The organism is Nocardia asteroides (genome assembly GCF_900637185.1).
Taxonomy (GTDB): Bacteria; Actinomycetota; Actinomycetes; order Mycobacteriales; family Mycobacteriaceae; genus Nocardia; species Nocardia asteroides.
The window spans coordinates 1254610-1281357 of record NZ_LR134352.1; the positions used below are offsets into that span (position 1 = coordinate 1254610).

29 protein-coding genes are annotated in these 26748 nt (G+C 69.7%); 19 read left to right on the forward strand and 10 right to left on the reverse strand.

Annotation, left to right across the window (positions count from 1 at the left end; genetic code table 11):
* Positions 1–8: 8 nt before the first annotated feature.
* The 7 genes from EL493_RS05990 to EL493_RS06020 all read left to right on the forward strand — a co-directional run bounded on the left by EL493_RS05990 (position 9) and on the right by EL493_RS06020 (position 5789).
* A complete protein-coding gene (locus tag EL493_RS05990) occupies positions 9–1076 on the forward strand; it encodes an acyl-CoA dehydrogenase family protein (RefSeq protein WP_019044701.1) in 1068 nt (355 codons plus the stop codon).
* Positions 1061–2224: an acyl-CoA dehydrogenase family protein gene (locus EL493_RS05995; protein WP_019044702.1), complete on the forward strand. Its 1164-nt coding sequence runs from the start codon at positions 1061–1063 to the stop codon at positions 2222–2224. Before EL493_RS05990 ends, EL493_RS05995 begins: the two co-directional genes overlap by 16 nt.
* The gene (locus EL493_RS06000) at positions 2221–3171 is read left to right on the forward strand and encodes a bifunctional MaoC family dehydratase N-terminal/OB-fold nucleic acid binding domain-containing protein (RefSeq protein ID WP_019044703.1); all 951 of its coding nucleotides are present in this window, start codon (positions 2221–2223) and stop codon (positions 3169–3171) included. The genes EL493_RS05995 and EL493_RS06000 overlap by 4 nt, the downstream gene beginning before the upstream one ends.
* Entirely contained in the window at positions 3168–3590 is a 423-nt protein-coding gene (locus EL493_RS06005) for a MaoC family dehydratase (protein WP_019044704.1), read from the forward strand. Before EL493_RS06000 ends, EL493_RS06005 begins: the two co-directional genes overlap by 4 nt.
* Entirely contained in the window at positions 3587–4756 is a 1170-nt protein-coding gene (locus EL493_RS06010; protein ID WP_019044705.1) for a lipid-transfer protein, read from the forward strand. The genes EL493_RS06005 and EL493_RS06010 overlap by 4 nt, the downstream gene beginning before the upstream one ends.
* A gap of 84 nt (positions 4757–4840) precedes the next feature.
* Positions 4841–5326, forward strand: a complete 486-nt coding sequence (locus EL493_RS06015) for a GNAT family N-acetyltransferase (RefSeq protein WP_022566433.1) — start codon at positions 4841–4843, stop codon at positions 5324–5326.
* Between the two features lie 22 nt (positions 5327–5348).
* A complete protein-coding gene (locus EL493_RS06020; protein ID WP_019044707.1) occupies positions 5349–5789 on the forward strand; it encodes an NUDIX hydrolase in 441 nt (146 codons plus the stop codon).
* A gap of 9 nt (positions 5790–5798) precedes the next feature.
* Here EL493_RS06020 and EL493_RS06025 read toward each other — a convergent pair whose 3' ends face one another.
* A complete protein-coding gene (locus EL493_RS06025) occupies positions 5799–6377 on the reverse strand; it encodes a TetR/AcrR family transcriptional regulator (protein WP_019044708.1) in 579 nt (192 codons plus the stop codon).
* Positions 6378–6440: 63 nt separating this feature from the next.
* Between EL493_RS06025 and zapE the strand changes: the two genes are divergently transcribed.
* The 6 genes from zapE to EL493_RS06055 all read left to right on the forward strand — a co-directional run bounded on the left by zapE (position 6441) and on the right by EL493_RS06055 (position 11769).
* Positions 6441–7406 carry a cell division protein ZapE gene (gene zapE, locus EL493_RS06030; protein ID WP_019044709.1) on the forward strand — a complete coding sequence of 322 codons (966 nt, stop codon included), beginning with the start codon at positions 6441–6443 and terminating at the stop codon, positions 7404–7406.
* A 138-nt stretch (positions 7407–7544) separates the two neighbouring features.
* Positions 7545–8477 (forward strand): DUF4129 domain-containing protein, encoded by a 933-nt coding sequence (locus EL493_RS06035; RefSeq protein ID WP_198041191.1) that lies wholly within the window; start codon positions 7545–7547, stop codon positions 8475–8477.
* A gap of 70 nt (positions 8478–8547) precedes the next feature.
* A complete protein-coding gene (locus tag EL493_RS06040; protein WP_022566431.1) occupies positions 8548–9069 on the forward strand; it encodes a hypothetical protein in 522 nt (173 codons plus the stop codon).
* Positions 9070–9086: 17 nt separating this feature from the next.
* Complete coding sequence (locus EL493_RS06045) at positions 9087–10049, forward strand: AAA family ATPase (protein WP_019044712.1); 963 nt, start codon at positions 9087–9089, stop codon at positions 10047–10049.
* Positions 10046–11320 carry a DUF58 domain-containing protein gene (locus tag EL493_RS06050; RefSeq protein ID WP_019044713.1) on the forward strand — a complete coding sequence of 425 codons (1275 nt, stop codon included), beginning with the start codon at positions 10046–10048 and terminating at the stop codon, positions 11318–11320. The genes EL493_RS06045 and EL493_RS06050 overlap by 4 nt, the downstream gene beginning before the upstream one ends.
* The gene (locus EL493_RS06055) at positions 11317–11769 is read left to right on the forward strand and encodes a hypothetical protein (protein ID WP_019044714.1); all 453 of its coding nucleotides are present in this window, start codon (positions 11317–11319) and stop codon (positions 11767–11769) included. Before EL493_RS06050 ends, EL493_RS06055 begins: the two co-directional genes overlap by 4 nt.
* A gap of 52 nt (positions 11770–11821) precedes the next feature.
* Here the strand turns inward: EL493_RS06055 and EL493_RS06060 are convergent, their stop codons facing one another.
* Together EL493_RS06060 and kstD are read right to left on the reverse strand one after the other, a co-directional pair.
* Complete coding sequence (locus EL493_RS06060; protein ID WP_019044715.1) at positions 11822–12682, reverse strand: MaoC/PaaZ C-terminal domain-containing protein; 861 nt, start codon at positions 12680–12682, stop codon at positions 11822–11824.
* A gap of 34 nt (positions 12683–12716) precedes the next feature.
* The gene (gene kstD, locus EL493_RS06065) at positions 12717–14402 is read right to left on the reverse strand and encodes a 3-oxosteroid 1-dehydrogenase (protein WP_019044716.1); all 1686 of its coding nucleotides are present in this window, start codon (positions 14400–14402) and stop codon (positions 12717–12719) included.
* 214 nt (positions 14403–14616) lie between these two features.
* Between kstD and EL493_RS06070 the strand changes: the two genes are divergently transcribed.
* From EL493_RS06070 to EL493_RS06090, 5 genes are all read left to right on the forward strand, one after another.
* The gene (locus EL493_RS06070; protein WP_019044717.1) at positions 14617–15402 is read left to right on the forward strand and encodes a 2-keto-4-pentenoate hydratase; all 786 of its coding nucleotides are present in this window, start codon (positions 14617–14619) and stop codon (positions 15400–15402) included.
* Between the two features lie 23 nt (positions 15403–15425).
* Entirely contained in the window at positions 15426–16331 is a 906-nt protein-coding gene (locus EL493_RS06075) for an acetaldehyde dehydrogenase (acetylating) (RefSeq protein WP_019044718.1), read from the forward strand.
* 12 nt (positions 16332–16343) lie between these two features.
* Positions 16344–17393, forward strand: a complete 1050-nt coding sequence (gene dmpG, locus EL493_RS06080; protein ID WP_019044719.1) for a 4-hydroxy-2-oxovalerate aldolase — start codon at positions 16344–16346, stop codon at positions 17391–17393.
* Between the two features lie 182 nt (positions 17394–17575).
* Positions 17576–18382, forward strand: coding sequence for an endonuclease domain-containing protein (locus EL493_RS06085; RefSeq protein ID WP_198041223.1), 807 nt, complete (start codon positions 17576–17578; stop codon positions 18380–18382).
* A 136-nt stretch (positions 18383–18518) separates the two neighbouring features.
* Entirely contained in the window at positions 18519–19328 is an 810-nt protein-coding gene (locus EL493_RS06090) for a GNAT family N-acetyltransferase (protein WP_407938940.1), read from the forward strand.
* Between the two features lie 14 nt (positions 19329–19342).
* Here EL493_RS06090 and EL493_RS06095 read toward each other — a convergent pair whose 3' ends face one another.
* The 3 genes from EL493_RS06095 to EL493_RS06105 form a co-directional block, all read right to left on the reverse strand.
* A complete protein-coding gene (locus tag EL493_RS06095; protein ID WP_019044722.1) occupies positions 19343–19639 on the reverse strand; it encodes a hypothetical protein in 297 nt (98 codons plus the stop codon).
* 73 nt (positions 19640–19712) lie between these two features.
* Positions 19713–20363, reverse strand: a complete 651-nt coding sequence (locus EL493_RS06100) for a YdeI/OmpD-associated family protein (protein WP_022566426.1) — start codon at positions 20361–20363, stop codon at positions 19713–19715.
* 200 nt (positions 20364–20563) lie between these two features.
* A complete protein-coding gene (locus EL493_RS06105) occupies positions 20564–21163 on the reverse strand; it encodes a TetR/AcrR family transcriptional regulator (RefSeq protein WP_019044724.1) in 600 nt (199 codons plus the stop codon).
* Between the two features lie 31 nt (positions 21164–21194).
* Here EL493_RS06105 and EL493_RS06110 point away from each other — a divergent pair, with 31 nt between their 5' ends.
* Complete coding sequence (locus EL493_RS06110; protein WP_083415773.1) at positions 21195–22847, forward strand: saccharopine dehydrogenase family protein; 1653 nt, start codon at positions 21195–21197, stop codon at positions 22845–22847.
* Between the two features lie 349 nt (positions 22848–23196).
* Here the strand turns inward: EL493_RS06110 and hsaB are convergent, their stop codons facing one another.
* The 4 genes from hsaB to hsaA are packed head-to-tail and all read right to left on the reverse strand — an operon-like array spanning position 23197 to position 26731.
* Positions 23197–23772, reverse strand: coding sequence for a 3-hydroxy-9,10-secoandrosta-1,3,5(10)-triene-9,17-dione monooxygenase reductase subunit (gene hsaB, locus EL493_RS06115; protein ID WP_019044727.1), 576 nt, complete (start codon positions 23770–23772; stop codon positions 23197–23199).
* A gap of 17 nt (positions 23773–23789) precedes the next feature.
* Positions 23790–24695: an iron-dependent extradiol dioxygenase HsaC gene (hsaC, locus tag EL493_RS06120; protein WP_019044728.1), complete on the reverse strand. Its 906-nt coding sequence runs from the start codon at positions 24693–24695 to the stop codon at positions 23790–23792.
* Complete coding sequence (gene hsaD, locus EL493_RS06125) at positions 24692–25564, reverse strand: 4,5:9,10-diseco-3-hydroxy-5,9,17-trioxoandrosta-1(10),2-diene-4-oate hydrolase (protein WP_019044729.1); 873 nt, start codon at positions 25562–25564, stop codon at positions 24692–24694. The genes hsaC and hsaD overlap by 4 nt, the downstream gene beginning before the upstream one ends.
* A 3-nt stretch (positions 25565–25567) precedes the next feature.
* A complete protein-coding gene (gene hsaA / locus EL493_RS06130) occupies positions 25568–26731 on the reverse strand; it encodes a 3-hydroxy-9,10-secoandrosta-1,3,5(10)-triene-9,17-dione monooxygenase oxygenase subunit (protein WP_022565825.1) in 1164 nt (387 codons plus the stop codon).
* Between the last annotated feature and the right edge of the window lie 17 nt (positions 26732–26748).

A 26748-nucleotide genomic window follows, 5' to 3' on the forward strand; every position in this document is an offset into this window, starting at 1 on the left:
AGGACGCCGTGGACTTCACCCGCGACGAAAGCGCCGACGCTGTAGCCGAGGTGGTCGTGAGCCTGCTCGAACGTGAGCAGGCCAGAGATATGGATTTGTGGCCGAGCCTGATCGACTCCGGCCTGCTCGCGGTCGCCGTGCCCGAGCAGTTCGGCGGCGACGGCATGGGCCTGCCGGAGGTGTCGGCCCTGCTCATGGAGCTGGCCACCGACGCGGTGGCGGTGCCCGCGCTGCCGACCTTCGGGTTCGGCGTGCTGCCGCTGCTGCCCGCGCTGTCGGACGAACTCGCCGGCCGCGTGGTCGCCGAGGTCGGCAAGGGCACCGTGCTCACGGCCGCGCTCAGCGAACCGGGCGCCCCGTTCACCACCGCGCCGACCACCAAGGCGGTCCGCGACGGTGACACCGTGCGGATCACCGGTCGCAAGGTCGGCGTGATCTACGCCGAACAGGCGCGCTGGATCCTGGTGCCCACCGACGCCGGTGTCGCGCTGGTGGAATCGGTCGCGCCGGGGCTGCAACTACTCCCGGTCGCCGGTTCGGCAGGCATCCCGGAGTCGACGGTGGTCCTCGACGAGGTCGAGATCCCCGCCGCGCAGCTGCTGCCCGCCGACGTGCTGCCCCGGCTGCACCGCTACGCGCTGGCCACCATCGGCGCCGTCGCCGACGGCCTGCTCAAGGGCGCGCTCACGCTGACCGCCGAGCACGTGCGGACCCGGCACCAGTTCGGCAGGCCGCTGGCCGAGTTCCAGGCGGTGGCCCAGCAGGTCGCCGACCTGTACGTGGTCTCGCGCACCCTGCACGTGGCCGCCGAATCGGCGTGCTGGGCACTGGCCCAGGACGATTCGTCGGCCGCGCACCAGAGCCGCATCGACGAGGATCTCGACGTGCTCGCCTACTGGGCGGCCACCGAAGTTCCGCGTGCCATGCAGACATGTCATCACCTGCACGGTGGACTGGGTGTCGACATCACCCACCCGATGCACCGGTACTACTCACAGGCCAAGGATCTCGCCCGCCTGCTCGGTGGCGAGGGCCTGCGCCTCGACCTTCTGGGAGCAAGATGTTCATCGATCTGACCGCCGAACAGCGGCGGTTGCGCGAGGAATTGCGTTCCTATTTCGCCGATCTCGTCACCCCGGCCGAACACGCCGAGATGGCGATCAACCGGCACGGCGACGCCTACCGCGAGGTGGTGCGCCGAATGGGCCGCGACGGCTGGCTCGGCGTCGGCTGGCCGAAGGAATTCGGCGGCCAGGGCTTCGGCCCGATGGAACAGCAGATCTTCTTCAACGAGGCGGTGCGCGCCGATGTGCCGCTGCCGCTGGTGACCCTGCTGACCGTCGGCCCGACGCTGCAGAAATACGGCACCGAGGAACAGAAGCGGAAGTTCCTGCCCGGCATCCTGTCCGGCGACATCCACTTCGCGATCGGCTACTCCGAACCCGAGGCGGGCACCGACCTGGCCGCGCTGCGCACCACCGCGGTGCGCGACGGCGACGGCGACTGGATCGTCAACGGCCAGAAGATCTTCACCACCGGCGCGCACGAGGCCGACTACGTCTGGCTGGCCTGCCGCACCGGTTCGGTGGAGTCGCGGCACCGCGGCATCACCATCCTGATCGTCGACACCAAGGATCCGGGCTACTCCTGGACCCCGATCATCACCTGCGACGGCGCCCACCACACCAACGCCACCTATTTCGACGACGTGCGGGTGCCCGCCCAGATGCTGGTCGGCGAGGAGAACCGCGGCTGGCGGCTGATCACCACCCAGCTCAACCACGAGCGGGTCAGCCTCGGTCCGTCCGGCAAGATCGAACAGCTCTACGACCGGCTGCACGACTGGTCGGCCCAGCACCAGCTGCTGGGTGAGCCCGAGGTCCGCCGCGCGCTGGGCCGGGTGCGCACCATGGTGCGGCTCAACGAGCTGCTGAACTGGCAGGTCGCCGCCGCCGATCCGGCCGCCGCGCAGAACACCGTCATCGCCGACGCCTCGGCCACCAAGATCTTCTCCACCGAGTCGCTGCAGGAAGCGGGCAGGCTCGTCGAGGAGATCGTGGGCCGCTACGGCGACCCGGCCGAGCCCGGCACCGCCGAACTGCTCGGCTGGCTGGACCGGCGCACCAAGCAGAACCTGGTCGTCACCTTCGGTGGCGGCGTCAACGAGATCATGCGCGAACTGGTGGCCTCGGCCGGCCTGGAACTGCCGCGCGTCCCCCGATGAGCAAGGAGCAGGGCGTGCAGGAAGCACTGTCCGAGCTGGCCGCGGCCGGCCAGTCCGCACCGCGGGCCGGTCGTGACCCGGTGAACCAGCCGATGATCAACAACTGGGTCGAGGCGATCGGCGACACCAACCCGATCTACGTCGACGCCGAGGCCGCCAAGGCCGCCGGTCACCCCGGCATCGTCGCCCCGCCCGCCATGGCGCAGGTGTGGACGATGAACGGGCTGCACGGCGTGCGCGCCACCGACGACCCGCTCGGCCTGGCCACGCAGCTGCTCGACGAGGCGGGCTTCACCTCCGTCGTCGGCACCAACTGCGAGCAGACCTACCACCGCTACCTGCAGCCGGGCGAGGAGGTGACCGTCCGCAGCAGGCTCTCGGAGTTCAAGGGCCCCAAGCGCACCGGACTCGGGGACGGCTGGTTCCTCACCTTCACCACCACCTGGTCGGTCGGTGACGAGGTGGTCACCGAGATGCTGTTCCGCATCCTGAAATTCGCGCCCGCGGCGAAGGACGAGGCCGCGCCCGCGACCGGCGACATCGCGCTCGCGCCGGAGGGCCGCGTCGGCCCGGTGATCTCCAAGGACACCGAATTCTTCTGGGCCGGTACCGAAGCCGGTGAGCTGCGGATCCAGCGGCTGCCCGACGGCTCGCTGCGTCACCCACCGGTCCCCGCCCTGTGGCAGGACAAGGCCGAGACCACCGACTACGTGGTCGCGGCGGGCACCGGCACGGTGTTCAGCTTCGTCGTGCACCACGCGCCGAAGGTGCCGGGCCGGGACCTGCCGTTCGTCGTCGCCCTCGTGGAACTCGACGAAGGGGTGCGCATGCTCGGTGAGCTGCGCGGCATCGAGCCGGCCGAGGTCGCCATCGGCGTGCCGGTGCGGGTCGCCTTCGAAAAGCTCGCCGACGGAACCGTTCTGCCCTATTGGGAGGCCGCGCTATGACCGCAACGTCCGCACCCACCGCCGTCGCGGCGGGCACCACGCTGCCGGAGCTGGTGATCCACGCCGATCCCACCTTCGTGATCAGCACGGCCATCGCCACCCGGGACTTCCAGGACGTGCACCACGACCGGGACAAGGCGGTCGAGCGCGGGTCCAGCGACATCTTCGTCAACATCCTCACCGACACCGGCCTGGTGCAGCGCTTCGTCACCGACTGGGCGGGGCCGACCGCGCTGGTGAAGTCCATCGCCCTGCGCCTCGGCGTGCCGCTGTATTCCGGTGACACGCTGACGCTCTCGGGCACCGTCACCGAGGTGTCCGGCGCGCGCGTCACCATCGATGTGCGCGGTCGCGACAGCCTCGGCGAGCACATCACCGCCACCGCGGTGATCGAACTTCCCTCCCTGGAGAACGCATGACCGGCCTGTCCGGGCGCGCCGCGATCGTCGGCATCGGCGCCACCGATTTCTCGAAGGACTCCGGCCGCAGCGAACTGCGCCTGGCCGCCGAGGCGGTCAGCGCGGCGCTGGCCGACGCGGGTCTCACGCCCGCCGACGTCGACGGCCTGACCACCTTCACCATGGACACCAACACCCAGGCCGCCGTGGCCAGGGCTGTCGGTATCCCGAGCCTGAAGTTCTTCAGCCACATCGGCTACGGCGGCGGCGCGGCCTGCGCGACCGTGCAGCAGGCCGCCATGGCGGTGGCCACCGGGGTCGCCGACGTGGTGGTGGCCTACCGCGCGTTCAACGAGCGGTCCGGCGCCCGGTTCGGGCAGTTCTCGCCCGCGCTGGCGGCCGCGCCCACCTCGTCGGGCATCGACGCGGGCTGGGCCTATCCGCAGGGGCTCGGCACCCCGGCCGCGCAGGTGGCGATGGTCGCGCGCCGGTACATGCACGTCACCGGGGCCACCAGTGCCGACTTCGGTGCCGTCGCGGTGGCCGACCGCAAGCATGCCGCGGTGAACCCGAACGCCTTCTTCTACGGCAAGCCGATCACCCTGGAACAGCACCAGGATTCGCGCTGGATCGCCGAACCACTGCACCTGCTGGACTGCTGCCAGGAGTCCGACGGCGGCGTGGCCATCGTGGTCACCAGCGCCGAGCGCGCCCGTGACCTGCCGCAGCGCCCCGCGATCATCGCGGCCGCCGCCCAGGGCAGCGGTGCCGACCAGTACGTGATGACCAGCTACTACCGTGACGCCATGACCGGCCTGCCGGAAATGGGCCTGGTGGGCGATCAGCTGTGGGCGCAGAGCGGCCTGAGCGCCGCCGACATGCAGGCCGCCATCCTCTACGACCACTTCACCCCGTTCGTGCTGATGCAGCTCGAGGAACTGGGTTTCTGTGGTCGTGGCGAGGCCAAGGACTTCATCGCCGACGGCGCCATCGAACTCGGCGGCAGGCTGCCGCTCAACACCCACGGCGGCCAGCTGGGCGAGGCCTACATCCACGGCATGAACGGCATCGCCGAGGCGGTCCGCCAGATCCGCGGCACCTCGGTCAACCAGGTCGACGACCTGAACCGCATCCTGGTCACCGCGGGCACCGGCGTCCCCACCTCGGGCCTGGTCCTCACCTCGTAGCCGGTCGCCTTCCACCTCCTCGCTGTAACGTCGGCCCGCGTCGCGGAACCGAACCGGTGGAACAGCATCGAGAACGAGGTGGAGATGACTACCCAGCCCGACACCGCGACGGCCGTCCGGCTCGCCGGAACCCCCGACGACCTGGCGGCCGCCGCGCAGCTCCTGGTCGATTTCAACCAGGAGTTCGACGAGCCCGCGCCCGAACCCGAGCTGCTGGCCCCGCATCTGGCCGACCTGATCGCCGCGGGCGACACCGATGTCCTGCTCATCGGCGCGCCCGCGGTGGGCGTCGCGGTGCTGCGGGCGCGGGTCAGCACGTGGGCGGCGACCGTCGAGGTGGATCTCGACGAGTTCTACGTGGTCCCCGGCGTGCGCGGCCGTGGCCTCGGTTCGGCCCTGCTGACCGCTGTACTGGCCCGCGCCCGCGCGCGTGGGGCGAACTTCATCGGCCTGTCGACCTCCGAGGACGACACCGCCGCGCGCCGGGTCTACGAGAAGCACGGCTTCGCCTGCCACGAGGGCGCGACGTCGGGGCCGCTGGCCCTGTACTACCAGCGCGATCTGGACTGAGCGGTTTCGTAGGCTCGACCGGGTGACTCCACGCCACCTGGTCGACGTCCATCTGCTGCTGATCCGCGACGGCGCGCTGCTGCTGAGCCTGCGCCGCAGCGGGGACGAATTCGATCGCCGGTGGCATCTGCCGTCGGGGAAGGTGGAGGTCGGCGAGTCGGCGACGGCGGCGGCGGTGCGGGAGGCGGGGGAGGAGATCGGGGTCGGGATAGATCCGGGCGACCTGCGGTTGATCCACGTCGCCCATGTCGTCGCGCCCGGCCGCGACGATCGGGTCGGCCTGTTCTTTCGCGTCGAGCGCTGGCAGGGCAAGCCTTTCAATCGGGAGCCCGACAAATGCTATGCGGTGCAATGGTTCCCGCTCGGCGAAATACCCGGCGATCTCATCCGGTATTCCGCGCTCGGAATAGCCGCGCTGAATTCGGGTGACCCGTATTCCGAATTCGGTTGGCCGGATGCCTGACCGGCCCGCTCAGTCCAGCGCGGTGAGGAACCGCCGCAGCGGCCGCGCGAGCTGAGCGACGCTGTCCGGCGTGCCCGCCGCCAGTCCGGTGCGCGCGCCGGCGAAGCGGTCGAAGACCAGGCCCTCCAGCAGGGCCAGGAAGTCCGCCGCCGCGGTGTCCGGGTCGCCTGCGCCCAGCGCGGCGCACAACTCGGTCGCCCGCGCGTGCGAGAAGAACCCGCCGACCAGGCGGTCGTGCAGCTCCGGATCGGACAGCACCTCGATGAGCAGGGCGTGCCGGGCGATCAGCTCGTTGCGGCGGTGCGCCAGCAGCTGATCGAGCCAGTGCGCGATCCCGGTGGCCGCCGATTCGGCGTCCGGTGCCGCCCCGGTGGCCTGGGCGGCCGCGAAATCGGCCCGGGAGCGGGCGGTGATGCCCTCGGCGACCGCCGCGATCAACGCCTGCCTGGTGCGGAAGTAGTACGAGGTCGAACCCTGCGGGAGCGCGAGTCCGGTGTCGAGCGCGCGGTGGGTGAGCGCGCGGATACCGCTGGTCGCGATGAGATCGATCGCGCCCGTCACGATCCGCGTGCGCCGGTCTGTGGACATCGTCACCTTCTCTGGTCGCCGAACCCCGAAGCCTCTACAACTGTAGAGGACGAGGAGGTTTCCATGACATCCGCACCGCTGGTTCTCGATCCCACCCAGCTCGCCGCGGCCGACGCGCTCGCCGCACTGCTCGACCGGCACGGCCGCCCGCGCAGGCGGCACCGCGGCGTCTACCTGCACGGCAGGCCGGGACGCGGCAAGACCATGGTGATGGACCGGTTCTTCGCCACGGCGGCGCCGAAGCACAAGCGCCGCTTCCACTTCCACACCTTCTTCGCCCAGCTGCACGCGGCCGCCCACGCGCTCGGCTCGATCGAACGGGCCGTGGCCGAGCTGCTCGGCGACGCCGACCTGGTGTGTTTCGACGAGTTCCACGTCAACGACATCGGTGACGCCATGCTCATCGCCCGCCTGCTCGACACCCTGTTCGCCGAGCACCGCACCCTGGTCGTCACCTCGAACTACCCGCCCCGGGACCTGCTGCCCAACCCGCTGTTCCACGACCGCTTCGTGCCGACCATCGACCGCATCCTGGCCCACCTCGACGTGGTGACCCTGGACGGCCCGCTCGACTACCGCACCGTCGGCACGCATCGCGACACCGGTTTCGTGGCCGGTCGCTACGTCCTCGACCAGGGCGAACCGGCCGACACCCGAGTCGACCTCGACCTGGGCGCCGGCCGCACCGTCCGCGCCCGCGACGTCGACGGCGACGCGGTCACCTTCGACTTCGCCCAGCTCTGCGGCACCCCCACCAGCGCCGCCGACTATCTGCGCCTGACGAGCCGTTTCCGCCGCTGGACCCTGTGCGCCGTGCCCCCGCTGCGTACGGTGCCGCCGGACTGGGCGATGCGCCTGGTCAACCTGATCGACGTCCTCTACGACGCCGACCTGCCGTGCACGATCCACGCCGCCGTACCGGCCCCCGAGCTCACCGCCGATGTCCCCGCGGTGCCCGATCTGGCCAGGACGGCGAGCAGATTAGGGGAATTGCCGCTGGTCGGAGCCACGTTCGTTCGCAGTGCGTAACAAGCCACAGAATTGAGGGGGAGAATAAAAGGGGAGGTCATCCAAAGTATCGATTTCCTCCCGAGCGAACCACTCGGCGTGTAACTATGTGGCTGTTTTGTGCAGGCTCTGGGGTTTGGTGGTACAGCAGTGATCGGGGTGAGTCAGCCCATTACGCGGGCGATCGTCGTGATCGCACTGCTCGCCGCTGCGACGATCGCGTTGCAGGGCTACCTCCCCGGCGCGCCCGCCGACTCGAGCCGCGCTCCGTCGCCGCTGCTGGTCGCGGTGATGCCGGTGCTGCTGCTGGTCTCCATCGTCATCCTGGTCGCCGGAGTGATCGCCAGTCAGCATCGTCTCCCGCTGGCCATGCCGCAAGCCGAACGCGAAGCCACGCCGCGCTTCCGGTGGCGCAGGCTGGCGCTGCTCGGACCGATCGTCGTGGCCGTGATCGCCCTCGTCTTCGCCGGCGGGGTCACCGCGCTGTTCCTGCTGCCCGGCGCCAAGCCGATGCGTCCCGCGTCCGAAACCCTGCCCGAGGGCTCGGGCCCGGTGCCGACGCCGGTCGACGCCCCCGCGCCCGACCCCGGCACCGGCCCCGCCGAACTCACCGGCACCGCACTGCTGATCGGGGCCGCCCTCGCGGTGGTGCTGATCGTGATCGCGCTGCTCGGCCTGGTGGTCGTCGCGGTGGCCGCGCGCCGCGAACCCGCCCCGGTCGCGCCCGCGGCGCCCGAACCCGAACCCAGCGACGTCGACTCCCTCACCAGGGCCGCCGAAATGGGCCTGGCCGCGATGAACGCGCCCGGCCAGGACCCGCGCACCGCGATCATCGCCTGTTACGTGGCCATGGAACGCGGCCTGTCCAGCGACAACGCCGCCCGCCCGCTGGCCTCCGACACCCCCATGGAAGTGCTCGCCCGCGCGTTCGAAAGCGGTGTGCTGCACGATGCCTCGGCCCGCGAGCTGGTCGCGCTGTTCGAGGAGGCGCGGTTCAGCCCGCACTCGATGCTCGAATGGCAGCGCATGCGCGCCGAACAGCTGCTGCGCATCGTGCTCTCGGATCTGCAGCGCCGATTGGTGGCAGCATGAGCGGTCAGCGCCCGGAGGCGGTAGCTCGCGTAACCACGCAGGGCGCCCGAGCATGCTCGATGGAGGCAGCATGACGAGCCCGGGAGGTGGCGCGGGACTGAGCCGTTCGGCCGTCGTCGCGGCCGCTGTCGTGGTGGTGCTGGTGCTGGAGGTGGCGCTGGTCCGGATGGCCCGCGACCTGGTGCTGCTCGCCGTCGCCCTGCCCGTCGCGGTCGCGCTCGCCACCCTGCTGTGGTCGATGCGGCACCGCGTGGTCCGCGAGGAACCGCTCACCGAGTACATCGACAACGGACCCGCCGAGATGCTGGGCCGCTGGCACGCGCGCGCCGAGATGCTGACCGCGCGCGCCGACGGCACCCGCGCCGACTGGGATCGGCACCTGCGACCGCTGCTGGCCAAGGAATTCGAATTGTCCACCGGTCTGCGGGTTTCCAAGAATCGCCGGGCCACCGAGGCCGCGGGTCAGCTGCTGTTCGGTCTGGAACTGTGGCGCTGGGTGGACCCGGCGAACTCGGCATTGCGCGATCAGACCGGTCGCGCACCGGGTAGGGCGGCGCTGGACGAGATCCTGCGCCGATTGCAGACGATGTGAGGGGTTAGAGGCCACCGATGACCATGCCGTTGAACGTGACCGTCCAGCGCTCCGACGCCGTACTGCGTGAGCTGGGCCGAGTCGTGGTCGGCAAGCGAGATGAGCTGCAACTCATCATGATCGCCGTGCTGTCCGGAGGACACATTCTCATCGAGGACCTGCCCGGCCTCGGTAAGACGTTGATCGCGCGGTCGTTCGCGGCCGCGCTGGGCCTGGACTTCACCCGGGTGCAGTTCACGCCTGATTTACTGCCCGCCGACCTGCTCGGGTCGACGATCTACGACATGTCGTCGGGCCGCTTCAACTTCCGTCGCGGTCCGGTCTTCACCAATGTCCTGCTCGCCGACGAGATCAACCGCACCCCGCCCAAGACGCAGGCGGCGCTGCTCGAGGCCATGGCCGAGGGCCAGGTGAGCATCGACGGCGAGACCTTCCTGCTGCCGCAGCCGTTCATCGTGCTGGCCACCGACAACCCGATCGAGTACGAGGGCACCTACCCGCTGCCCGAGGCGCAGCTCGACCGGTTCGCGTTGCAGCTGCGGCTGGGGTATCTGTCCGAGCAGGACGAGACCCAGATGATCCGGCGCAGGCTCGAACGCGGGTCGACGCCGCCGCAGGTCGGCCAGGTCGTGGACGCGCAGGGCCTGATGGAGATGCGCCAGTCGGTCGAGTTCGTCACGGTGCATCCCGATGTCGTGAACTACGTGGTGGCGCTGGCCTCGGCGACCCGCAGTCATCCGCAGGTCGAGGTGGGCGCCAGCCCGCGCGCCGAACTCGATCTGGTGCAGATGTCGCGGGCCCGCGCGCTGCTGCTCGGCCGCGACTATGTGATCCCCGAGGATGTGAAGGCACTGGCGGTGCCCGCGATGGCGCACCGCATCACCCTGCGTCCGGAGATGTGGGTGCGCCGCATCCGGGGTGAGGACGTCATCTCCGAATTGCTGCGCAGGCTACCGGTACCCCGCGCCACCAGCACATGAAGCACCGCGACGAATCCAGGACGGTCGAGGTCGACCTGCGCTGGCGGCCCGCGCCGCTGGTGTTCATCCTGGCCGGGTGCGCCGCGGCGGCGCTGGTCGTCGCCGTCCTGCGCGGGCAGTGGCAGCTGGTGGTGTTCGCCGCCCCCATGCTCGGGGTGCTGGTCACCGCGCCGTGGCAGCAGAACCCGACCCGGATCCAGGTCGACGGCAGCGGCACCGTGCGCTGTTTCGAGGGCGAGGTGGTCGGGGTCAACGCCGCCGCGTTCGTCGAGAACGGGCACGCGCTGCTACGGATGTCGGCGGTCCCGCTGACCGGGCTCGAGCTCGAGGTCGAGGAGGCGCACGATTCCGGTGGCGCGCCGGCCGGCATGCAGCTGGGGCTCTCGGCCGCGCGCTGGGGCCGCTATCCGGTGCAGGTCAAGGTGTCCGCGCTGAGCCCGGCCGGGCTCGCGGTCGCCACCACGGAACTGCCCGCGGCGAAACTGTACGTCTACCCGATCGCCGATCCGCAGCGAATGCGCTTGCCGCGCACCGAACTTCCCGACCGCATCGGCACCCACCTGACCCGCAAGCACGGCCCTGGCGTCGAATACGCCGACATCCGCGCCTACGCGCCCGGCGATCAGCTGCGCACCGTCAACTGGCCGGTCAGCGCGCGGCGCGGAAGGCTCTATGTGACCGAACGATTCACCAACCGCTCCGCCGATGTCGTCGTGCTGGTCGACACCTCCCAGCAGGCGCCCGGCCCGGCCACCGCCTCGCTGGAACTGTCGGTGCGCGGCGCCGCGCAGGTGGTGCAGTCCACGCTGCAGGCCGGTGACCGTACCGCCGTGGTCTGCCTGGGCGACACCCCGCGCTGGCTACGCCCCGACATCGGCCGCAGGCAGTTCTACCGCATCGTCGACACCGTCCTCGGCGTCGGCGACGAACACGTCGAGACCACCGGCACGCTGGCGCCGCACGCGGCCGTCCCGATCGGCGCGATCGTGGTCGCCTTCTCCACGCTGCTCGACACCCAGTTCGCGCTGGCCCTGATCGACCTGCGCAAGCGCGGCCACGTGGTGATCGCGGTGGACGTGCTGCGCGGCACCCCGTTCGAGGAGGGACTCGACCCGACCATGGCCAAGATGTGGCAGCTCGAACGCGCGTCGATGTACCGCGACATGGGCACCGTCGGCGTCGACATCATCGCCTGGCCCGCCGACACCCGTCTGGACCAGGCCATGCGCCTGCTGCCCGACCATCGCCGGACAGTGCGGGTGCGCCGATGACCAGATTTCTCGCCCTGCTGGCCGGTCTGCTGCTGGTGGCCGCGGTCGCGCTGATCAACCCGTTCGGCGGGGTCGCCGCGCTGGCGCTGGTGGTGCTGAGCTGGTGGTGGCGGCCCGCCGCCGTCGGCGCGGTCCTGGTGGCGATCGCGGCCATCGCGTTCGCCGACATCGGGGTGGTCGCCGCCGCGGCGGCGGGCCTGGTCGCGACGACCTACCTGCTCAACGCGGCCGTACTGCACGCGCCGGAAGGCGTGGTGCCCACGACGATTCCGTCGGTGGGCGGCGCGGTGCTGTTCAGCATCGCGGCGGCTACGGCGGCGCTGGTGCCGGTCGAACTGGTCTGGGCGCCGCTGGCGGCCCCGGTGCTGATCATGCTGATCTACGCGCTGCTGGTGGGCGGCCTGGCGGGCAACGGCAAGCGGGTCGAGCCCGAGGTGCCTGCCGCCTGACCGACGAAGCCCGCCGGACCAGCAGGTCCGGCGGGCTTTCGCGGCTTCGACCTCAGCGCACGCTCAGCGCGATGTCACCCAGTACCGGCGCGTCCTCGCGCTCCACGACGGTGGCGGTGCCGATCAGCTCGTCACCCTCACGCCACACCTTCACCCGCAGCGTCTCGCCCGGGTACAGCACGCCGGCGAACTTGGCCCGGAATCCGCCGACCCGGCTCGCGTCACCGTCGAGCAGGCCGTCGGTGAGCGCCTTGCAGACCACACCGTAGGTGCACAGGCCGTGCAGGATCGGCGCGGGAAAGCCCGCGCCCTTGGCGAATTCGGGATCCGAGTGCAGCGGGTTGCGGTCACCGCAGAGGCGGTAGAGCAGTGCCTGCTGCGGCAGCGTCGGGACGAGCAGTTCCGCGTCGGGCGCCCGCTCGGGCAGCGCGACCTTGGCGCTGGGCCCGCGCTCGCCGCCGAAACCGCCCTCGCCCCTGGCGAAGATCGACGAACGCACCGTCCACAGCGGTTCGCCGTCGGAGCCCACCACGGTGTTCTCCTGCACGATCACCGCGTTGGCGCCCTTGTCCCAGAGCTCGCTGATCCGGCCGGTGCTGGTGGCCTTGCCCGACGCCGGAATCGGCCGGTGCACCACCACTTCCTGGTGCCCGTGCACGACCTTGGCCAGGTCGATCTCGATGCCGGGGAAGCTGACCTTCGGCGGATCGGTCTCGCCCAGGGTGGGTGCCACCGTCGCGAACGTCGGCAGAACCTGGGGCGCGCGATCGTCGAGGTAGGTCAGCTCGACCGGGTCGGTCGGGTGCGCGCCCGCGCCGAGGCCGAGGTGGTACAGCTGGACATCGGTGGGCGTCCAGCTGAACTCGCGCTCCGGCAGCGGAGCGCCGAGCGCGGTCTGGAGGTCGATGGGCATGGGATCTACTCCTGCTAGATGGTGGATTCGGTGGTCACGCGGCGGCCTCGGCCTGCTTCGCGGCCGCGATGTCGAGCACCGCGAGGTAGGCGAAGGTGATCGCGGGGCCGATGGTGGCGCCGGGCCCGGCGTAGGTGTGGCCCATCACCGGGGCGCTGGTGTTGCCCGCGGCGTAGAGGCCCTCGATCACCGAATCGTCCTCGCGCAGTACGCGACCGGAAGTGTCGGTGACCAGTCCGCCCTTGGTGCCCAGGTCGCCCGGGACGATCTTGGCCGCGTAGAACGGGCCCTGCGAGATCTCGGCCAGGCACGGGTTGGGCTTGACGGTGGGATCGCCGTAGTAGCGGTCGTAGTGGCTGTTGCCGCGGCCGTAGTCCTCGTCCTTGCCGGTGGCGGCGAAGCCGTTGAACCGGGTCACGGTCGCGTCCAGGCTGTCGGCGGGGACGCCGATCTTCTCGGCCAGTTCCGCGATGCTGTCGGCCTTGACGATGTAGTCGTTCTCCATCCAGCGCGACGGGAACCGCTGACCCGGCTGCAGGCCGGCGAAGATGTAGCGGTTGCGGTAGCGCTGGTCGAACACCAGCCACGCGGGCACGTTCTCGCCGGGACCGGCGCCTTGGCCGTGCTCACCGCCGTACATGGTGTGCACCGCCTCGACATACGGCGCCGACTCGTTGCCGAACCGCTCGCCCCGGTCGTTGACCATGATGGTGCCGGGCAGATTGCGCTCGGCGAGGGCGAACCAGGGCTTGCCGCCCTTGAAGATGGTCGGACCCCACCAGGCATCCTCCATGAATCCGACCGTCGCTCCCGCCGCCATACCGGCGACGATGCCATCTCCGGTGTTGCCCGCGGCGCCGGTTGTCCACTCAGTGGTTATCGGCTGACGCTGGTACTTGGCGCGCATGTCGGCGTTGTGCTCGAACCCGCCGCTGCCCAGGACCACGCCGTAGCGCGCGGTGAAGGTCACCGGCTCGCCGTCGACGGTGGCCTTGACCCCGGTGACCCGCCCGTCGGTGACAACGAGGTCGGTGAGCGGGGTGTTCAGCAGCACCGGAACGCCCGCGTCGAGCAGGCCCTTACGCATGGCGGCCATGATCGCCTGACCCATGCCGAGCAGGTGTTTGCCGGTGAACTTGGCCAGGTAGGTACGGGCGCCGACGCGCAGCGCGCGCATCATGCCCTTCGGGTGGCGCTTGATCAGGTTGAGCCGCACGAAGTCGGCCTGCATGACGACCACGTTCAGCGGCGCCTTGGCGTAGGGCGGTTCCAGGTTGGCCAGTTCCGCGCCGAGCACCTTGCCGTTGAACGGCGTCGGCTCGCACGAACGGCCCTGGCCGAGTCCGCCGGGCGCTTCGGGGTAGTAGTCGGAGTAGCCGGGCACCCACTTCATCTTCAGCGGGGTGTGGTCGAGGACGAAGTCGAAGGCCTCGGCGCCGCGATCGAGGTAGGTGTCGATCTTCTCCGCGGGCACCGCGTCGCCGATGATGCTGTGCAGGTAGGTGCGCGCCTCCTCGCGGTCGTCGGGGCGGCCCGAGGCCTTCAGCGCCTTGTTGCCCGGGATCCAGACGCCACCGCCGGATCGGGCCGTCGAGCCACCGTAGTGGGCCGCCTTCTCCAACAGCACGACGCTCAGTCCGTTGTGGGCCGCGGTGAGGGCGGCCGTCATCCCGGCGGCGCCGCTACCGACGACCACCACATCGTATTCCCGATCACTCATGTGGAACACGTTATAGAAGGGGTTGGCGGTTTGACAGCCCAAACTGGAACTTGTTCCAGTGGGCTCGGCGTTTCCTCTCCACATACTGGAACGTGTTATAGAAATCACCCACAGTCGCGTTGTATTGTCAGGTGAACGGCTGACGAGGCTCCGGGAAACCGGTTACAGTTTTGACGTCGTGATCCATCCCGCCCGTGCTGCCTAGGAGGTCCGCGTGCTGCCCGACGCGGTACGAACTCAACTCGCCGACGAACTGGCCCGCGCCGAGGACGAGCGGGTCGCCGTCTCGCCGCTGGTCGACCGGTATCCCGATATCGATGTCGTCGACGCCTACGAGATCCAGCTGCTCAACATCCAGCGCCGGCTGAAGGCGGGTGCCAAGGTCGTCGGTCACAAGGTGGGCCTGTCGTCGAAGGCCATGCAGCAGATGATGGGCGTGGACGAGCCCGACTACGGACACCTGCTCGCCGAGATGGAGGTCTTCGAGGACGTCCCCGTCGACACCTCGAAATACCTGCTCCCGCGCGTGGAGGTCGAGGTCGGTTTCGTCCTCGGCGCCGACCTGCCCGGCGAGGACTGCACCGAAGCCGACGTCCTCGCCGCGACCGTCGCCTACGCGCCCTCGATCGAGCTGATCGATTCGCGGATCAAGGACTGGAAGATCGGCCTGGCCGACACCATCTCCGACAACGCCTCCTCCGCCGGTTTCGTCCTCGGCAAACAGCGCGTCGCGCCCGGCGACATCGACATCAAGGCCATCGATGCCGTGCTCACCCGCAACGGTGAGGTCATCGCCGAGGGCCGCAGCGACGCGGTGCTGGGTGACCCGGTGATCGCGGTGGCGTGGCTGGCGCGCAAGGTCGCGACCTTCGGGGTGCGGTTGAAGAAGGGCGACATCGTGCTGCCCGGTTCCTGCACCCGCGCCATCGACGCCCGCCCGGGGGACGAATTCCTCGCCGACTTCGCCGGACTCGGTTCCGTCCGTTTGCGTTTCAGCTGACCCAGACTTCCAAGGAGTACACCGTGACCAGCAAAGTCACCGCCGCGATCGTGGGGTCCGGCAATATCAGCACCGACCTGCTCTACAAACTGCTGCGCTCGGACAAGATCGAGCCGCGCTGGATGATCGGCATCGACCCGGAGTCGGAAGGGCTGAAGCGGGCACGCGGGCTGGGTCTGGAGACCTCGGCCGAGGGCGCGGACTGGCTGCTGGCCCTCGACGAGAAGCCGGACCTGGTGTTCGAGGCCACCTCCGCCTACGTGCATCGCGCGTACGCGCCGAAGTACGAGGCCGCGGGCATTCGCGCCGTCGACCTCACCCCGGCCGCGGTCGGTCCTGCGGTGATCCCGCCGGTGAACCTGGACTCGCTGCGTGACGCGCCGAACGTCAACATGATCACCTGCGGCGGCCAGGCCACCATCCCCATGGTCGCGGCCGTATCCCGCGTCGTGCCGGTCAAATACGCCGAGATCGTCGCCTCGGTGTCCTCGGTCTCGGCCGGCCCCGGCACCCGCGCCAATATCGACGAGTTCACCAAGACCACCTCCAAGGGGGTCGAAACCATCGGTGGCGCCGAGCGCGGCAAGGCCATCATCATCTTGAACCCGGCCGAGCCGCCGATGATCATGCGCGACACCATCTTCTGCTCCATCCCCGACGACGCCGACCGCGACGCCATCGCCGAGAGCATCGTCGCCATGGAGAAGTCGATCCAGGAATACGTGCCCGGCTACCGGCTGCTCAACGACCCGCAGTTCGACGACCCGTCGGTGATCTCCGGTGGCATGGCCAAGGTCTCGATCTTCGTCGAGGTCGAAGGCGCGGGCGACTTCCTGCCCCCCTATGCGGGCAACCTCGACATCATGACCGCCGCCGCGACCCGCGTGGGCGATGTGGTGGCCGATCAGATCATCTCGGCTCGGGTGTAAGGAGATTCGACCATGAGCAATATCCTGAAGCCCTTCTCGGGCGAACTCGACGTGCGCGTCACCGACACCTCGCTGCGGGACGGCTCGCACCACAAGCGCCACCAGTTCACCGTGGACGAGGTGCGCAATATCGTTGCCGCCCTGGATGGTTCGGGCGTGCCCGTCATCGAAGTCACCCACGGTGACGGCCTCGGCGGATCCTCGTTCAACTACGGGTTCTCGAAAACCCCGGAGCAGGAACTGATCAAGGCCGCCGCGGAGACCGCCAAGCAGGCCAAGATCGCCTTCCTCATGCTGCCGGGTGTCGGCGTCAAGGAAGACATCAAGATCTCCCAGGACAACGGCGCGTCCATCTGCCGCATCGCCACCCATTGCACCGAGGCCGATGTGTCCATCCAGCACTTCGGGCTCGCGCGCGAACTCGGCCTGGAGACCGTCGGCTTCCTGATGATGGCCCACTCCACCACGCCGGAGAAGCTCGCCAAGCAGGCCCGCATCATGGCCGACGCGGGCTGCCAGTGCGTGTACGTCGTCGACTCCGCGGGCGCGCTCGTCCTCGAACAGGTCTCGGACCGCGTCGCGGCCCTGGTCGCCGAACTCGGCGACGACGCCCAGGTGGGCTTCCACGGCCACGAGAACCTCGGCCTCGCGGTCGCGAACTCGGTCTACGCCGTGCGCGCCGGCGCCACCCAGATCGACGGCTCGGCCCGGCGCTTCGGCGCGGGCGCGGGCAACCTGCCGGTCGAAGCCTTCATCGGCGTCTGCGACAAGCTCGGCGTCAAGACCGGCGTCGACTTCTTCGCCGTCACCGACGCCGCCGAAGACGTCGTCCGCCCCGCCATGCCCACCGAATGCCTCCTCGACCGCCAAGCTCTCATGATGGGCTACGCCGGCGTCTACTCCAGCTTCCTCCGCCACGCCGAACGCCAAGCCGAACGCTACAACGTCTCCGCCGCCGAAATGCTCGTCCGCGCAGGCCAACGCAAACTCGTAGGCGGCCAGGAAGACCAACTCATCGACATCGCCCTCGAACTCCAACGCGAAGCCACCGCCTCGGCCTGACCCCCCTGGACATCCGATCACCACGCTCTGGTGGCACTGCGCTCTCGGGCGATGCCGCCACCAGAGCGTGGTGATCTTTTGTTTGTCGGTGGGGGTGGGGAGGATGGCTGGGTATGGGGGGATTTGGTGGGGCGTTTGTGGGGTCTCGGGCGGTTGCGGCGGGGGTGTTGACGCGGTGGGAATTGCGGCACGACTTCGAGCGGGTGGCTCATGATGTGTACGTTGCGCGTGGGCTCCGGCTGGATGCGGTAGGGCGCGCGAAAGCCGCGGTGCTTTGGACCAAAGGCCGAGGCGTGCTCTTGGGGCTTTCGGCGTCTGCGATGCTCGGGAGCAAATGGATCGACGCCGACACCCCGGCCGAGATCGCGATGCCGACCTACCGCCGACCGCCGCCATGGATCATCTCGCGCCAGGCGCGGATCCCTTGCGAAGACCGCCGCGATATCGACGGCTTCCCGGTAACCACCCCCGAGCGAACCGCTTTCGACCTCGCGCGAACTCTGCCGCTCCGCTCCGCGGTCCCTGCCCTCGATGCTTTGTGCCGCGCGACCGGACTCACTCCGTCCGCCGGTCGCGCCTACGCGGCCGGGCACGCGGGTGCCCGCGGATCCGTGCGGGCCGGAACCGCTCTGTCCATGGTCGACCCCGGCGCGGAATCACCGCCGGAGTCCCTGACGAGACTTCTGATCGTCACCAACGGCCTCCCCGCGCCGACCACCCAGATCGTGGTTCGGGACCGCTCAGGGGGATTCATCGCCCGCCTGGACATGGGCTGGTCCGCACCACGCGTCGGCGTCGAGTACGACGGCGCCCACCATTGGACCGACCCCACCCAACGCACCAAAGACATCGACCGCGCCGCCGCACTCGCCGACGCGGGCTGGCACATCGTTCGCGTAAGCGCCAACCTCCTCCACCGCCGCCCCCACGTCCTCCTCGACCGCATCTACTCCGCCCTCGCCACCCGCAACGCCCCCTTGGACACATGATCACCACGCCCTGGCGGTGTACCGCTCTCGCGCTATGCCGCCGCCAGAGCGTGGTGATCTTGATCGTTCGCGTGGGGTGGGGAAACTCGCTGGACGGGGTGTTTATAACTGGGTTATGAGCGAATTTGTGGGGACGTTGTTTTGTGGAAGCGCGTTGGCGGCTCGGGTTGAGGGGTTGGAGATGGGGGCTATTGCTGGGGCGGCGAGGGCGGGGGGTAGGGGGTTTGTGCGGGAGTTCGGGGGTGGGGCTGTGTGTTTTGCGGGGGTGGGGTCGCCGTTGAACAAGGTGGTGGGGGTGGGGTTCGGTGGGGTGCCTTCGGTGGGGGAGTGGGAGGAGGTCGAGAGGGCTTGTGCCGAGGTGGGGGTGGCGGTGCAGGTGGAGTTGTCGCAGTTGGCGGATCCGCGGATCGGGGAGATGCTGACCGGGCGGGGGTATCGGTTGGTGTCGTTCGAGAATGTGCTCGGGGTGGAGTTGGGTGGGCGGCGGTGGGAGGTGCCGGAGGGGGTGGAGGTGCGGCGGGACGAGGACGAGGATTTGGGGGTGTGGCTCGATGTCGTGGTCGACGGGTTCGCGCATCCGGATGACGAAGGGGTGCCCTCGCACGAGGAGTTCCCGCGGGAGGCGATCGCGGCGGTGATGCGGGATATGGCTTCCACCAACGACACCCGGCGATACGTCGCCTATCGCAACGGCGAACCCGCCGGTGGCGCGAGTATGCGTACCGGTGGCGGGATCGCGGCTCTCGCGGGCGCGGCCACGTTGCCGGCGCATCGTCGGAACGGCGTGCAGACGGCCATGCTGTCCACCCGCTTGACCGAGGCCGCCGCGGAAGGCTGTGACCTCGCGGTCATCACCACCCAGCCCGGTTCCAAGTCGCAGCGGAACGCCCAGGGGCGGGGCTTCTCGCTGTTGTACACCCGCGCGGTGCTGGTCAAGGAAGTCTGACGGGTGCCGAGGCTTCAGCGGTCCAGGGGCGGTTCGGCCTCCAGCTCGACGATCCGGCGCCGTTGATCCGCGAGGATTCCGCGCACACCGACGATGAGCTCGACGTAGCTCAGCTGCATCGGCGGCACATCCATCACGGCAGCCAGTTCGCGGTGTTGGAAGTTGACGATTTCGCGAGAGGAATCGAGCTCGGCCTGCACCATCGCCAGCCGCACTTCGGCGGGGATCCGGTCGGCCACCTGGGGCCCGTGCGGCGGCGGCTCCTGTCCTTGCCAGGGCGACCACCGCGAGTGGATGTCGTGCTCGGTCATGTCGGCGAGCCGTTGCAGTAGTGCACGGCATGCCGTGGGTGAGGCGAACACCGTGTCGAGGCACCGGTGGTAGTCAGGGGGTTGCAGCTGAATGTGGTCGCTCATGGTGCACGGCTCCCGGGACTCCGCTCTGTGGCGAAGAGGACGAGCCTAGCCGGTGGACCGCGAGTTCTTCGGTGAGGGCGTCGATGGCCTGGGAGACGCGGTTCGCGCGTGCGGTGGGGCTCGTCGCTTTCAGGATCGGCAGGAAGAGGCGGTATTGATCGGAGCGGCCGAGGGCGGCGTAGGCGGCTTGCGCCCCGGGCATTTCGGCGAGCGCGGCAGCCAACTCGGCAGGGATCTCGGCGGTGCGCTGGCGTTCGTAGGCGGCGGCCCAGCGGCCGTCGGCGACGGCTTCTTCGATGGCGGCGTAGCCGACCGGTCGCATGCGGCCCGCGGCGATGAGGGCTTCGGCCTTGGCGACGTTGACCTGGGACCAGGGGCTGCGCGCGCGGCGCGGGGAGTAGCGCTGGAGGTAGTGGTGGGCGTCGAGGGCGCGGCGGTGGCTGTCGATCCAGCCGTAGCAGAGCGCGCCGTCGAGCGTTTCGGTGATGGTCACCGACGGGCTCGGGGCGTTCTTCTTGGCGATGCGGACCCAGATCTCGTCCACGGTGGCGTGGTTCGCGGCCAGCCAGGTTTCCCATTCGGTGGCGTCGGCGCAGGTGATGAAGTCGATCTGGTTCATGAAGACCATCCTGCACCTCAAAGTGCTCACCGAATGAGCAGTTTTTCAACCGGGTTCGGCCGCACGCGTGCTCGGCCCTGCCTAGGTGTTCCGGCGGGTGTTCGCGCGTCGCGCGGTGGGTGCTCACACGTTGATTTCGGGCCGGCGCTCGCACGGCCTCAGGTGCTTGACGACTGCGAAGATGTGAGCCGCTGGGATGTTTACCGCGCGGTCTGGAGCATGGCGAGTAGGGCGTGGGCGGCTTGTCGGCCCTGTTCGGCGCGTTCGGGACCGTCCACACCCTGGAGGTGGAAGGCCCAGTGCGCCTCGAACAGGCACGCGAGCGCGTACGCGGTGCCTGCGATCTGTGCCGGTGCCGCCCCGGGGTAGGTGTCGGCCAGCTGGAGTTCCAGGGCGGGTAGCCACCGTTGTGTCCACAGCTCGGTGAGTCGCCGGCGGACAAGAGAATCGCGGGCGGCGAGGGCGACGAGTTCGCACCACACCACGAGGTCGTCGCGGTTCGTGTAGGCGCCAGGCTCGAACATGCGCGCCACTCGATCCTCGATCGGCTCGTCGGCGCCCAGGCGCAGCATCGCGTCGCCGTATGCCGCCACCGCGTCGGTGATGAAGGCCTGCATGAGCCCGTCCCGGTTGCCGAAATAGTGCAGGACCAGGGTGCGCTGCACGCCGGCGGCCGTGGCCACCCGGGACAGTGTCGTGGCGGAGAAGCCCTCCGCGGCCACCACCGAGCGCGCCGCCCGCAGGATCTGGGCGACGCGCTCCTTGGCCTTGCTCGGTCGGCCGACTTTATTTACTGTCATGATAGTCAATATATTCGACGGGGAGGCAGTCATGCGAGTTCTGGCACTGGGTGGGGCGGGGGAGATGGGGCGGGTCGCGGCGCGGGTCCTGCGCGGTGACAGCCGGGTGAGCGCCTTGACGATCGCCGATCGGGACGAGTCGGCGGCGCGGAAAGTCGCCGCGGAACTGGGTGCCGACGCCCTCGGTCTCGATGTCACCGATGCCTCGGCGCTGGCAGCGGCTTTGCGCGCGGCCGACCTGGTCGTCAACACGGTCGGCCCGTACTTCCGCTTCGGCCCACCGATCCTGGCCGCCGCCATCGACGCGCGCTGCGACTACATCGACATCTGCGACGACCCGCAGCCCACCATCGAGATGCTGGAACTGGACGCGCGGGCGAAGGCGGCCGGCGTGACCGCGCTGCTCGGCATGGGCGCGAGCCCCGGCCTCGCCAACCTGCTCGCGGTGCGCGCGGGCGCCGAACTCGACCGGGTCGATGACCTGGTCACCGGCTGGAACATCCACTCCGCCCACCCTGAACCCGTCCGGTTCATCTCCGCCGGACCCGCCGCGACGGGGTCGCTTCATGCTGCCGGACCCGCGGCGACTGGGTCGTCTGGTGGTGCCGGGCCTGCTGCGACCGGGTCGCGCGATGCGGCTGGGGCCGCGGCGACTGGGTCGTCTGGTGGTGCCGGGCCTGCTGCGACCGGGTCGCGCGATGCGGCTGGGGCCGCGGCGACTGGGTCGTCTGGTGGTGCCGGGCCTGCTGCGACCGGGTCGCGCGATGCGGCTGGGGCCGCGGCGACTGGGTCGTCTGGTGGTGCCGGGCCTGCTGCGACCGGGTCGCTCGATGCGGCTGGACCTGCCGTGACCGGGTCGTCTGGTGGTGCCGGACTTGTGGCGACCGGATCGTCTGTTGGTGCCAGATCCGCGGCGACCGGGTCGTCCGTTGGTGCCGGACCCGCGATAGCTGGGTCGTCCGCGGCCGGCCGAACGGCTGCCGGGCCTACCGCCGCCGTCGTGCATGGGATGCGTCAGATCAGTGGCGAGATTCCGGTGACTCGCGATGGTGTTCGCACCGAACGTCCTGCGCTGGAACGGCTCCGGCTGGACTACCCGGGGCTCGGCACCGGCGTGGGTCGCAGCTTCGGTCACCCGGAGGCGATCACGCTGCCGCTGGCGTTCCCCGGCCTCCGCGCGGCGACCTCGGTGGTGGTAGCCGATCGCCCGACTACGGCCGCTCTGCACGCGCTGCGCTGGACCATCGACCGCCGCCTGTTGACTCTCGACCGGGCGGCCCGCCTCGCCGCCCGCGTCGAGCGCCTGCTTCCCGCCGACCCGGCGACGCTCGTCGCGGCAGGCGGACTCCCGCCGCTGTTCGCGATCGCCACCGGCCTGCGCGACGGTGCACCCGCGACGGCGGCCACGGCACTGTCCCAGGTACCCGGCCTGTCGATGGCCGAGAACACCGGCGTCCCACTGGCTGTGGGAGCACTGCTCATGGCTGCCGACCCGAAGCCGGGCGTCCACGCCCCCGAGACCCTGCTCGACCCGGACCGCTTCTTCACCGCCTTCGCCCCGCACTGCATCGGTGCCCCTGCCCCGAACGCGATGACGGTCACCACCCGCAGCTGGTCCGGCCCCGAAGCCAACGCCACGGCGCTGTCCGCATCCCTGCTGACCGCGCTGGTCGCAGCGCGCTGAGGGCACTGACGGCACCCGAGCGCCACCGTCGACACCCAAGCTGCACCTGATCGGTGCCGGCGGCCCCAAGCGGTTCTCGGCGGCGGCCTGAGCGAAACCGGCGGCACTCGAGCGAAACCGGCGGCACTCGAGCGGTACCGGCGGCGGCTGAGCGGAAGTGGCGGCGGCCGAGCGGAACCGGCGGCATCCGAGCCGAATCGGCCGTGCCTGATCGATATCGGCGGCACCTGACCGGTACGGGCGGCACCTGAGCGCCACGGGGGCAGCTCGCCTAGAGCTGGCCGGACCGAGTCCCCCGGAAACGCGAACCGCCCCGCTCATCGTGTGATGAGCGGGGCGGCAGCGATATTCACAACCAGGTGTCGAGACTGGTGGTCGTGAGGAAATGGTCCAGGTCCGCGCGCCACGGTGCGGGCGTGGTCTTGTCCGGCTCGATGCCGGTGTACTGCCCGCGATAGAACAGCAGTGGGCGGCCGTTGGTGGTCTCCGATTCGGACAGGGCGTGCACCCGGCCGATGACGATGTAGTGGTCACCACCGTCGACGACGGAGTCGACGGTGCATTCGATGGTGGCCAGCGACTCGTCGAGCACCGGCACCCCCAGCTCGGAGGTGTGCCAGGCGACGCCGGCGAACTTGTCGGTCTCGCGCGAGCCGAAGCGCGCGCAGGTCGGCTGCTGTGCCTCGGCGAGCACGTTCACGCAGAACTTGCCCGCCGCCTCGATCGCCGCCCAGGAGCGCGACCCCTTGGTGGGGCAGAACAGCACCAGGGGCGGGTCGAGGGACAGGGCGGCGAAGGACTGGCAGGCGAAGCCGATCGGCTCACCCGCCGGGTCCAGCGCGGTGATCACGGTGATGCCGGTGCAGAACTGCCCCAGCACATTACGAAATTGCCGGCCGTCGATCGCCGGTGTCTGTTCGGTCATGTCCCTCGCCGCCATTCCTACTGCTGCTTGAATCCGACGGTGAAGTCGTGACCCCACAGGCTGACCGCGGTGGATTCGCGGGCGACCCAGTCGTGATCGTCGACTTCCAGTCCCTCACAGCCGAATTCGATGTCGAACCCGCCGGGAGTCTTCATGTAGAAGGACAGCATCTTGTCGTTGATGTGCCTGCCGAGGGTGGCCGACATCTTGACCTTCTTGCGGTAGGCGCGGTCCAGGCAGAGGCCGACGTCGTCGGAGTTCTCCACCTCGACCATCAGGTGCACGATGCCGGTGGGATTCGGCAGCGGCAGGAACGCCAGCGCGTGGTGGCGCGGGTTGCAGCCGTAGAAGCGCAGCCAGGCCGGGGCGCCGTCGGCTGGGCGACCCACCATCTGCGGTGGCAGCCGCATGGAGTCGCGTAGCCGGAAGCCGAGGACGTCCTGGTAGAACGCCTGGGCGGCGGCGTCGTCGGTGCAGGTCAGCACCACGTGGCCCAGGCCCTGCTCGGCGGTGACGAACTTGTGGCCGTAGGGGCTCACGAAACGGCGGCCCAGGTACTGCGCGCCGTAGAACGCCTCGAGGGTGTTCCCCGACGGGTCCTGGAACCGGATCATGCCCTCGACGCGGCGCTCGCCCAGCTCTTCCTTGGTGCCCTCGGTGAAGGCGACGTCGGCCTTGGCCAGTGTCTCGCGCAGCTCCTGCAGGCCGCGGGCGTCGGTGACCTCCCAGCCCGAGACCAGCAGCCGGTCCTGCTCACCGGGGACGATCACCAGGCGTGCGGCGAAATCGTCCATGCGCAGGTAGAGCGCGTCGGGGTTGAGCCCGGTGCCCTCCATCATGCCGAGCACCTTGAGGCCGTACTCGCGCCAGGCCGCCATGTCGGTGGCCTCGATGCGCATGTAGCCCAGGGCACGAATGCTCATTGCTTGTCTCCGAGGAAATCGAGGGTGAGCCGGTTGAACTCGTCGAACTTCTCCAGCTGGGCCCAGTGGCCGCAGCCACCGAAGACGTGCAGCTGCACGCGCGGGATGACCTTGGTGGCCACCAGCGCGCCGTCGAGCGGGTTGACCCGGTCCTCACGGCCCCAGATCAGCAGCACCGGCTGACGCAGCTTGTACGCGTCGCGCCAGAGCATGCCCTTCTCGAAGTCGGCACCGGCGAAGGACTTACCCATCGCGCGGACCGCGGCCAGGGATTCGGGAGTGCTCGCCAGGGCGAACCGTTCGTCGATGAGCTCTTCGGTGACCAGCGACTGGTCGAAGACCATGATCCGCAGGAACTTCTCCAGGTTCTCCCTGGTCGGCGCGTAGCTGAAGGCCGAGAGCAGCTTGACGCCCTCGGTCGGATCCGGCGCGAACAGGTTGGTGCTCAGCCCACCCGGGCCCATCAGCACGAGCTTGCCCGCGCGCTTGGGGTTGTCCAGGGCGAAGCGCACCGAGGTGCCGCCGCCGAGCGAATTGCCCAGCAGGTGCACTCGATCGGTGATCTCGAGGTGATCGAGCAGCGCGAGCAGCGCGGTGGACGCGTGCACGAAGTACTGCGGGTGATCGACCGGCTTGTCGGACTTGCCGAAACCGGGCTGGTCGAGCGCGATCACGTGGAAGTTCTGCGCCAGCACCGGGATGTTGCGGGCGAAGTTGGACCACGCCGAGGCGCCGGGCCCGCCGCCGTGCAGCAGCACGATCGTGGGTCCGTTGCCGACGCCGGCCTCGTGGTAGTGCAGCTTCAGGTCGGGGGTGACCTGCGCGTAGCGGGAGGTCGATTCGTAGGTGAGTTCAGCGGTCTGGGTCATCGGCTACACCATGGCGTCGGTGACGGGCAGGCCGAACTCGTGCGTGCCGTACATGACGTAGGCGCGCTCGGGATCGTTGGCCGCGTGTACCCGGCCGGCGTGCGCGTCGCGCCAGAAGCGCTGCAGCGGAGTGCCGTTGGCCAGTGCGGTGGCGCCGGAGGACTCGAAGAGCTTGTCGATCGAGGCGATCACCCGCCCGGTCGCGCGGACCTGGTCGCGGCGGGCGCGCACGCGCAGGTCGAACGGCACTTCCTCGCCTGCCTGCAGCAGCGCGTACTCCTCGGCCACATTGCCCGAGAGCTGACGCCACGCGGCGTCGATGTCGCTGGCCGCCTCGGCGACGCGCACCTTGGCGAACGGGTCGTCCTTGGCGTTCTCGCCGGCGAAGGCCGCGCGCACACGCTTGCCCTGGTGCTCGACGTGCGCTTCGTAGGCGCCGTAGCCCATGCCCACGATCGGGGCCGAGATGGTGGTGGGGTGGATGGTGCCCCACGGCATCTTGTAGACCGCGTCGGTGTTCTGCTCGAGGCCCGGCGCGCGGCCCTCGCTCATCGCGCGGAAGCTCAGGAAGCGGTGCGACGGGACGAACACGTCCTCGACGACCACAGTGTTGGAGCCGGTGCCACGCAGGCCGACGACGTTCCAGACGTCGTCGATGCGGTAGTCCGAGCGCGGGATCAGGAAGGAGCCGAAGTCGACCGGCTTGCCGTTCTTGATCACCGGCCCGCCGAGCACGGCCCAGGTGGCGTGATCGGAGCCCGAGGACCAGGCCCACGAGCCGCGCACGATGTAGCCGCCCTCGACCGCCTGACCGGCGCCCATCGGGGCGTAGGAGGAGGAGATCCGCACGTCGGTGTCCTCGCCCCAGACGTCCTGCTGGGCCTGCTGGTCGAACAGCGCGAGGTGCCAGTTGTGCACGCCGATGATGCCGGCCACCCAGCCGGTCGAACCGCAGGCGCTGGCGATCTTGCGCACGGTGTCGTAGAAGACGACCGGGTCGGCGGCGTGGCCGCCCCACTGCTTGGGCTGGAGCAGCCGGAAGAAGCCGGTCTCCTGCAGCGCCTTCATGGATTCATCGGGGACGCGGCGCAGGTCCTCGGCCTCCTGCGCACGTTCACGCAGCGTCGGCAGCAGTGCCTCGACCCGTTCGGTCACTTCTTGCGTCATTTCGGAGCCCGCTCCTG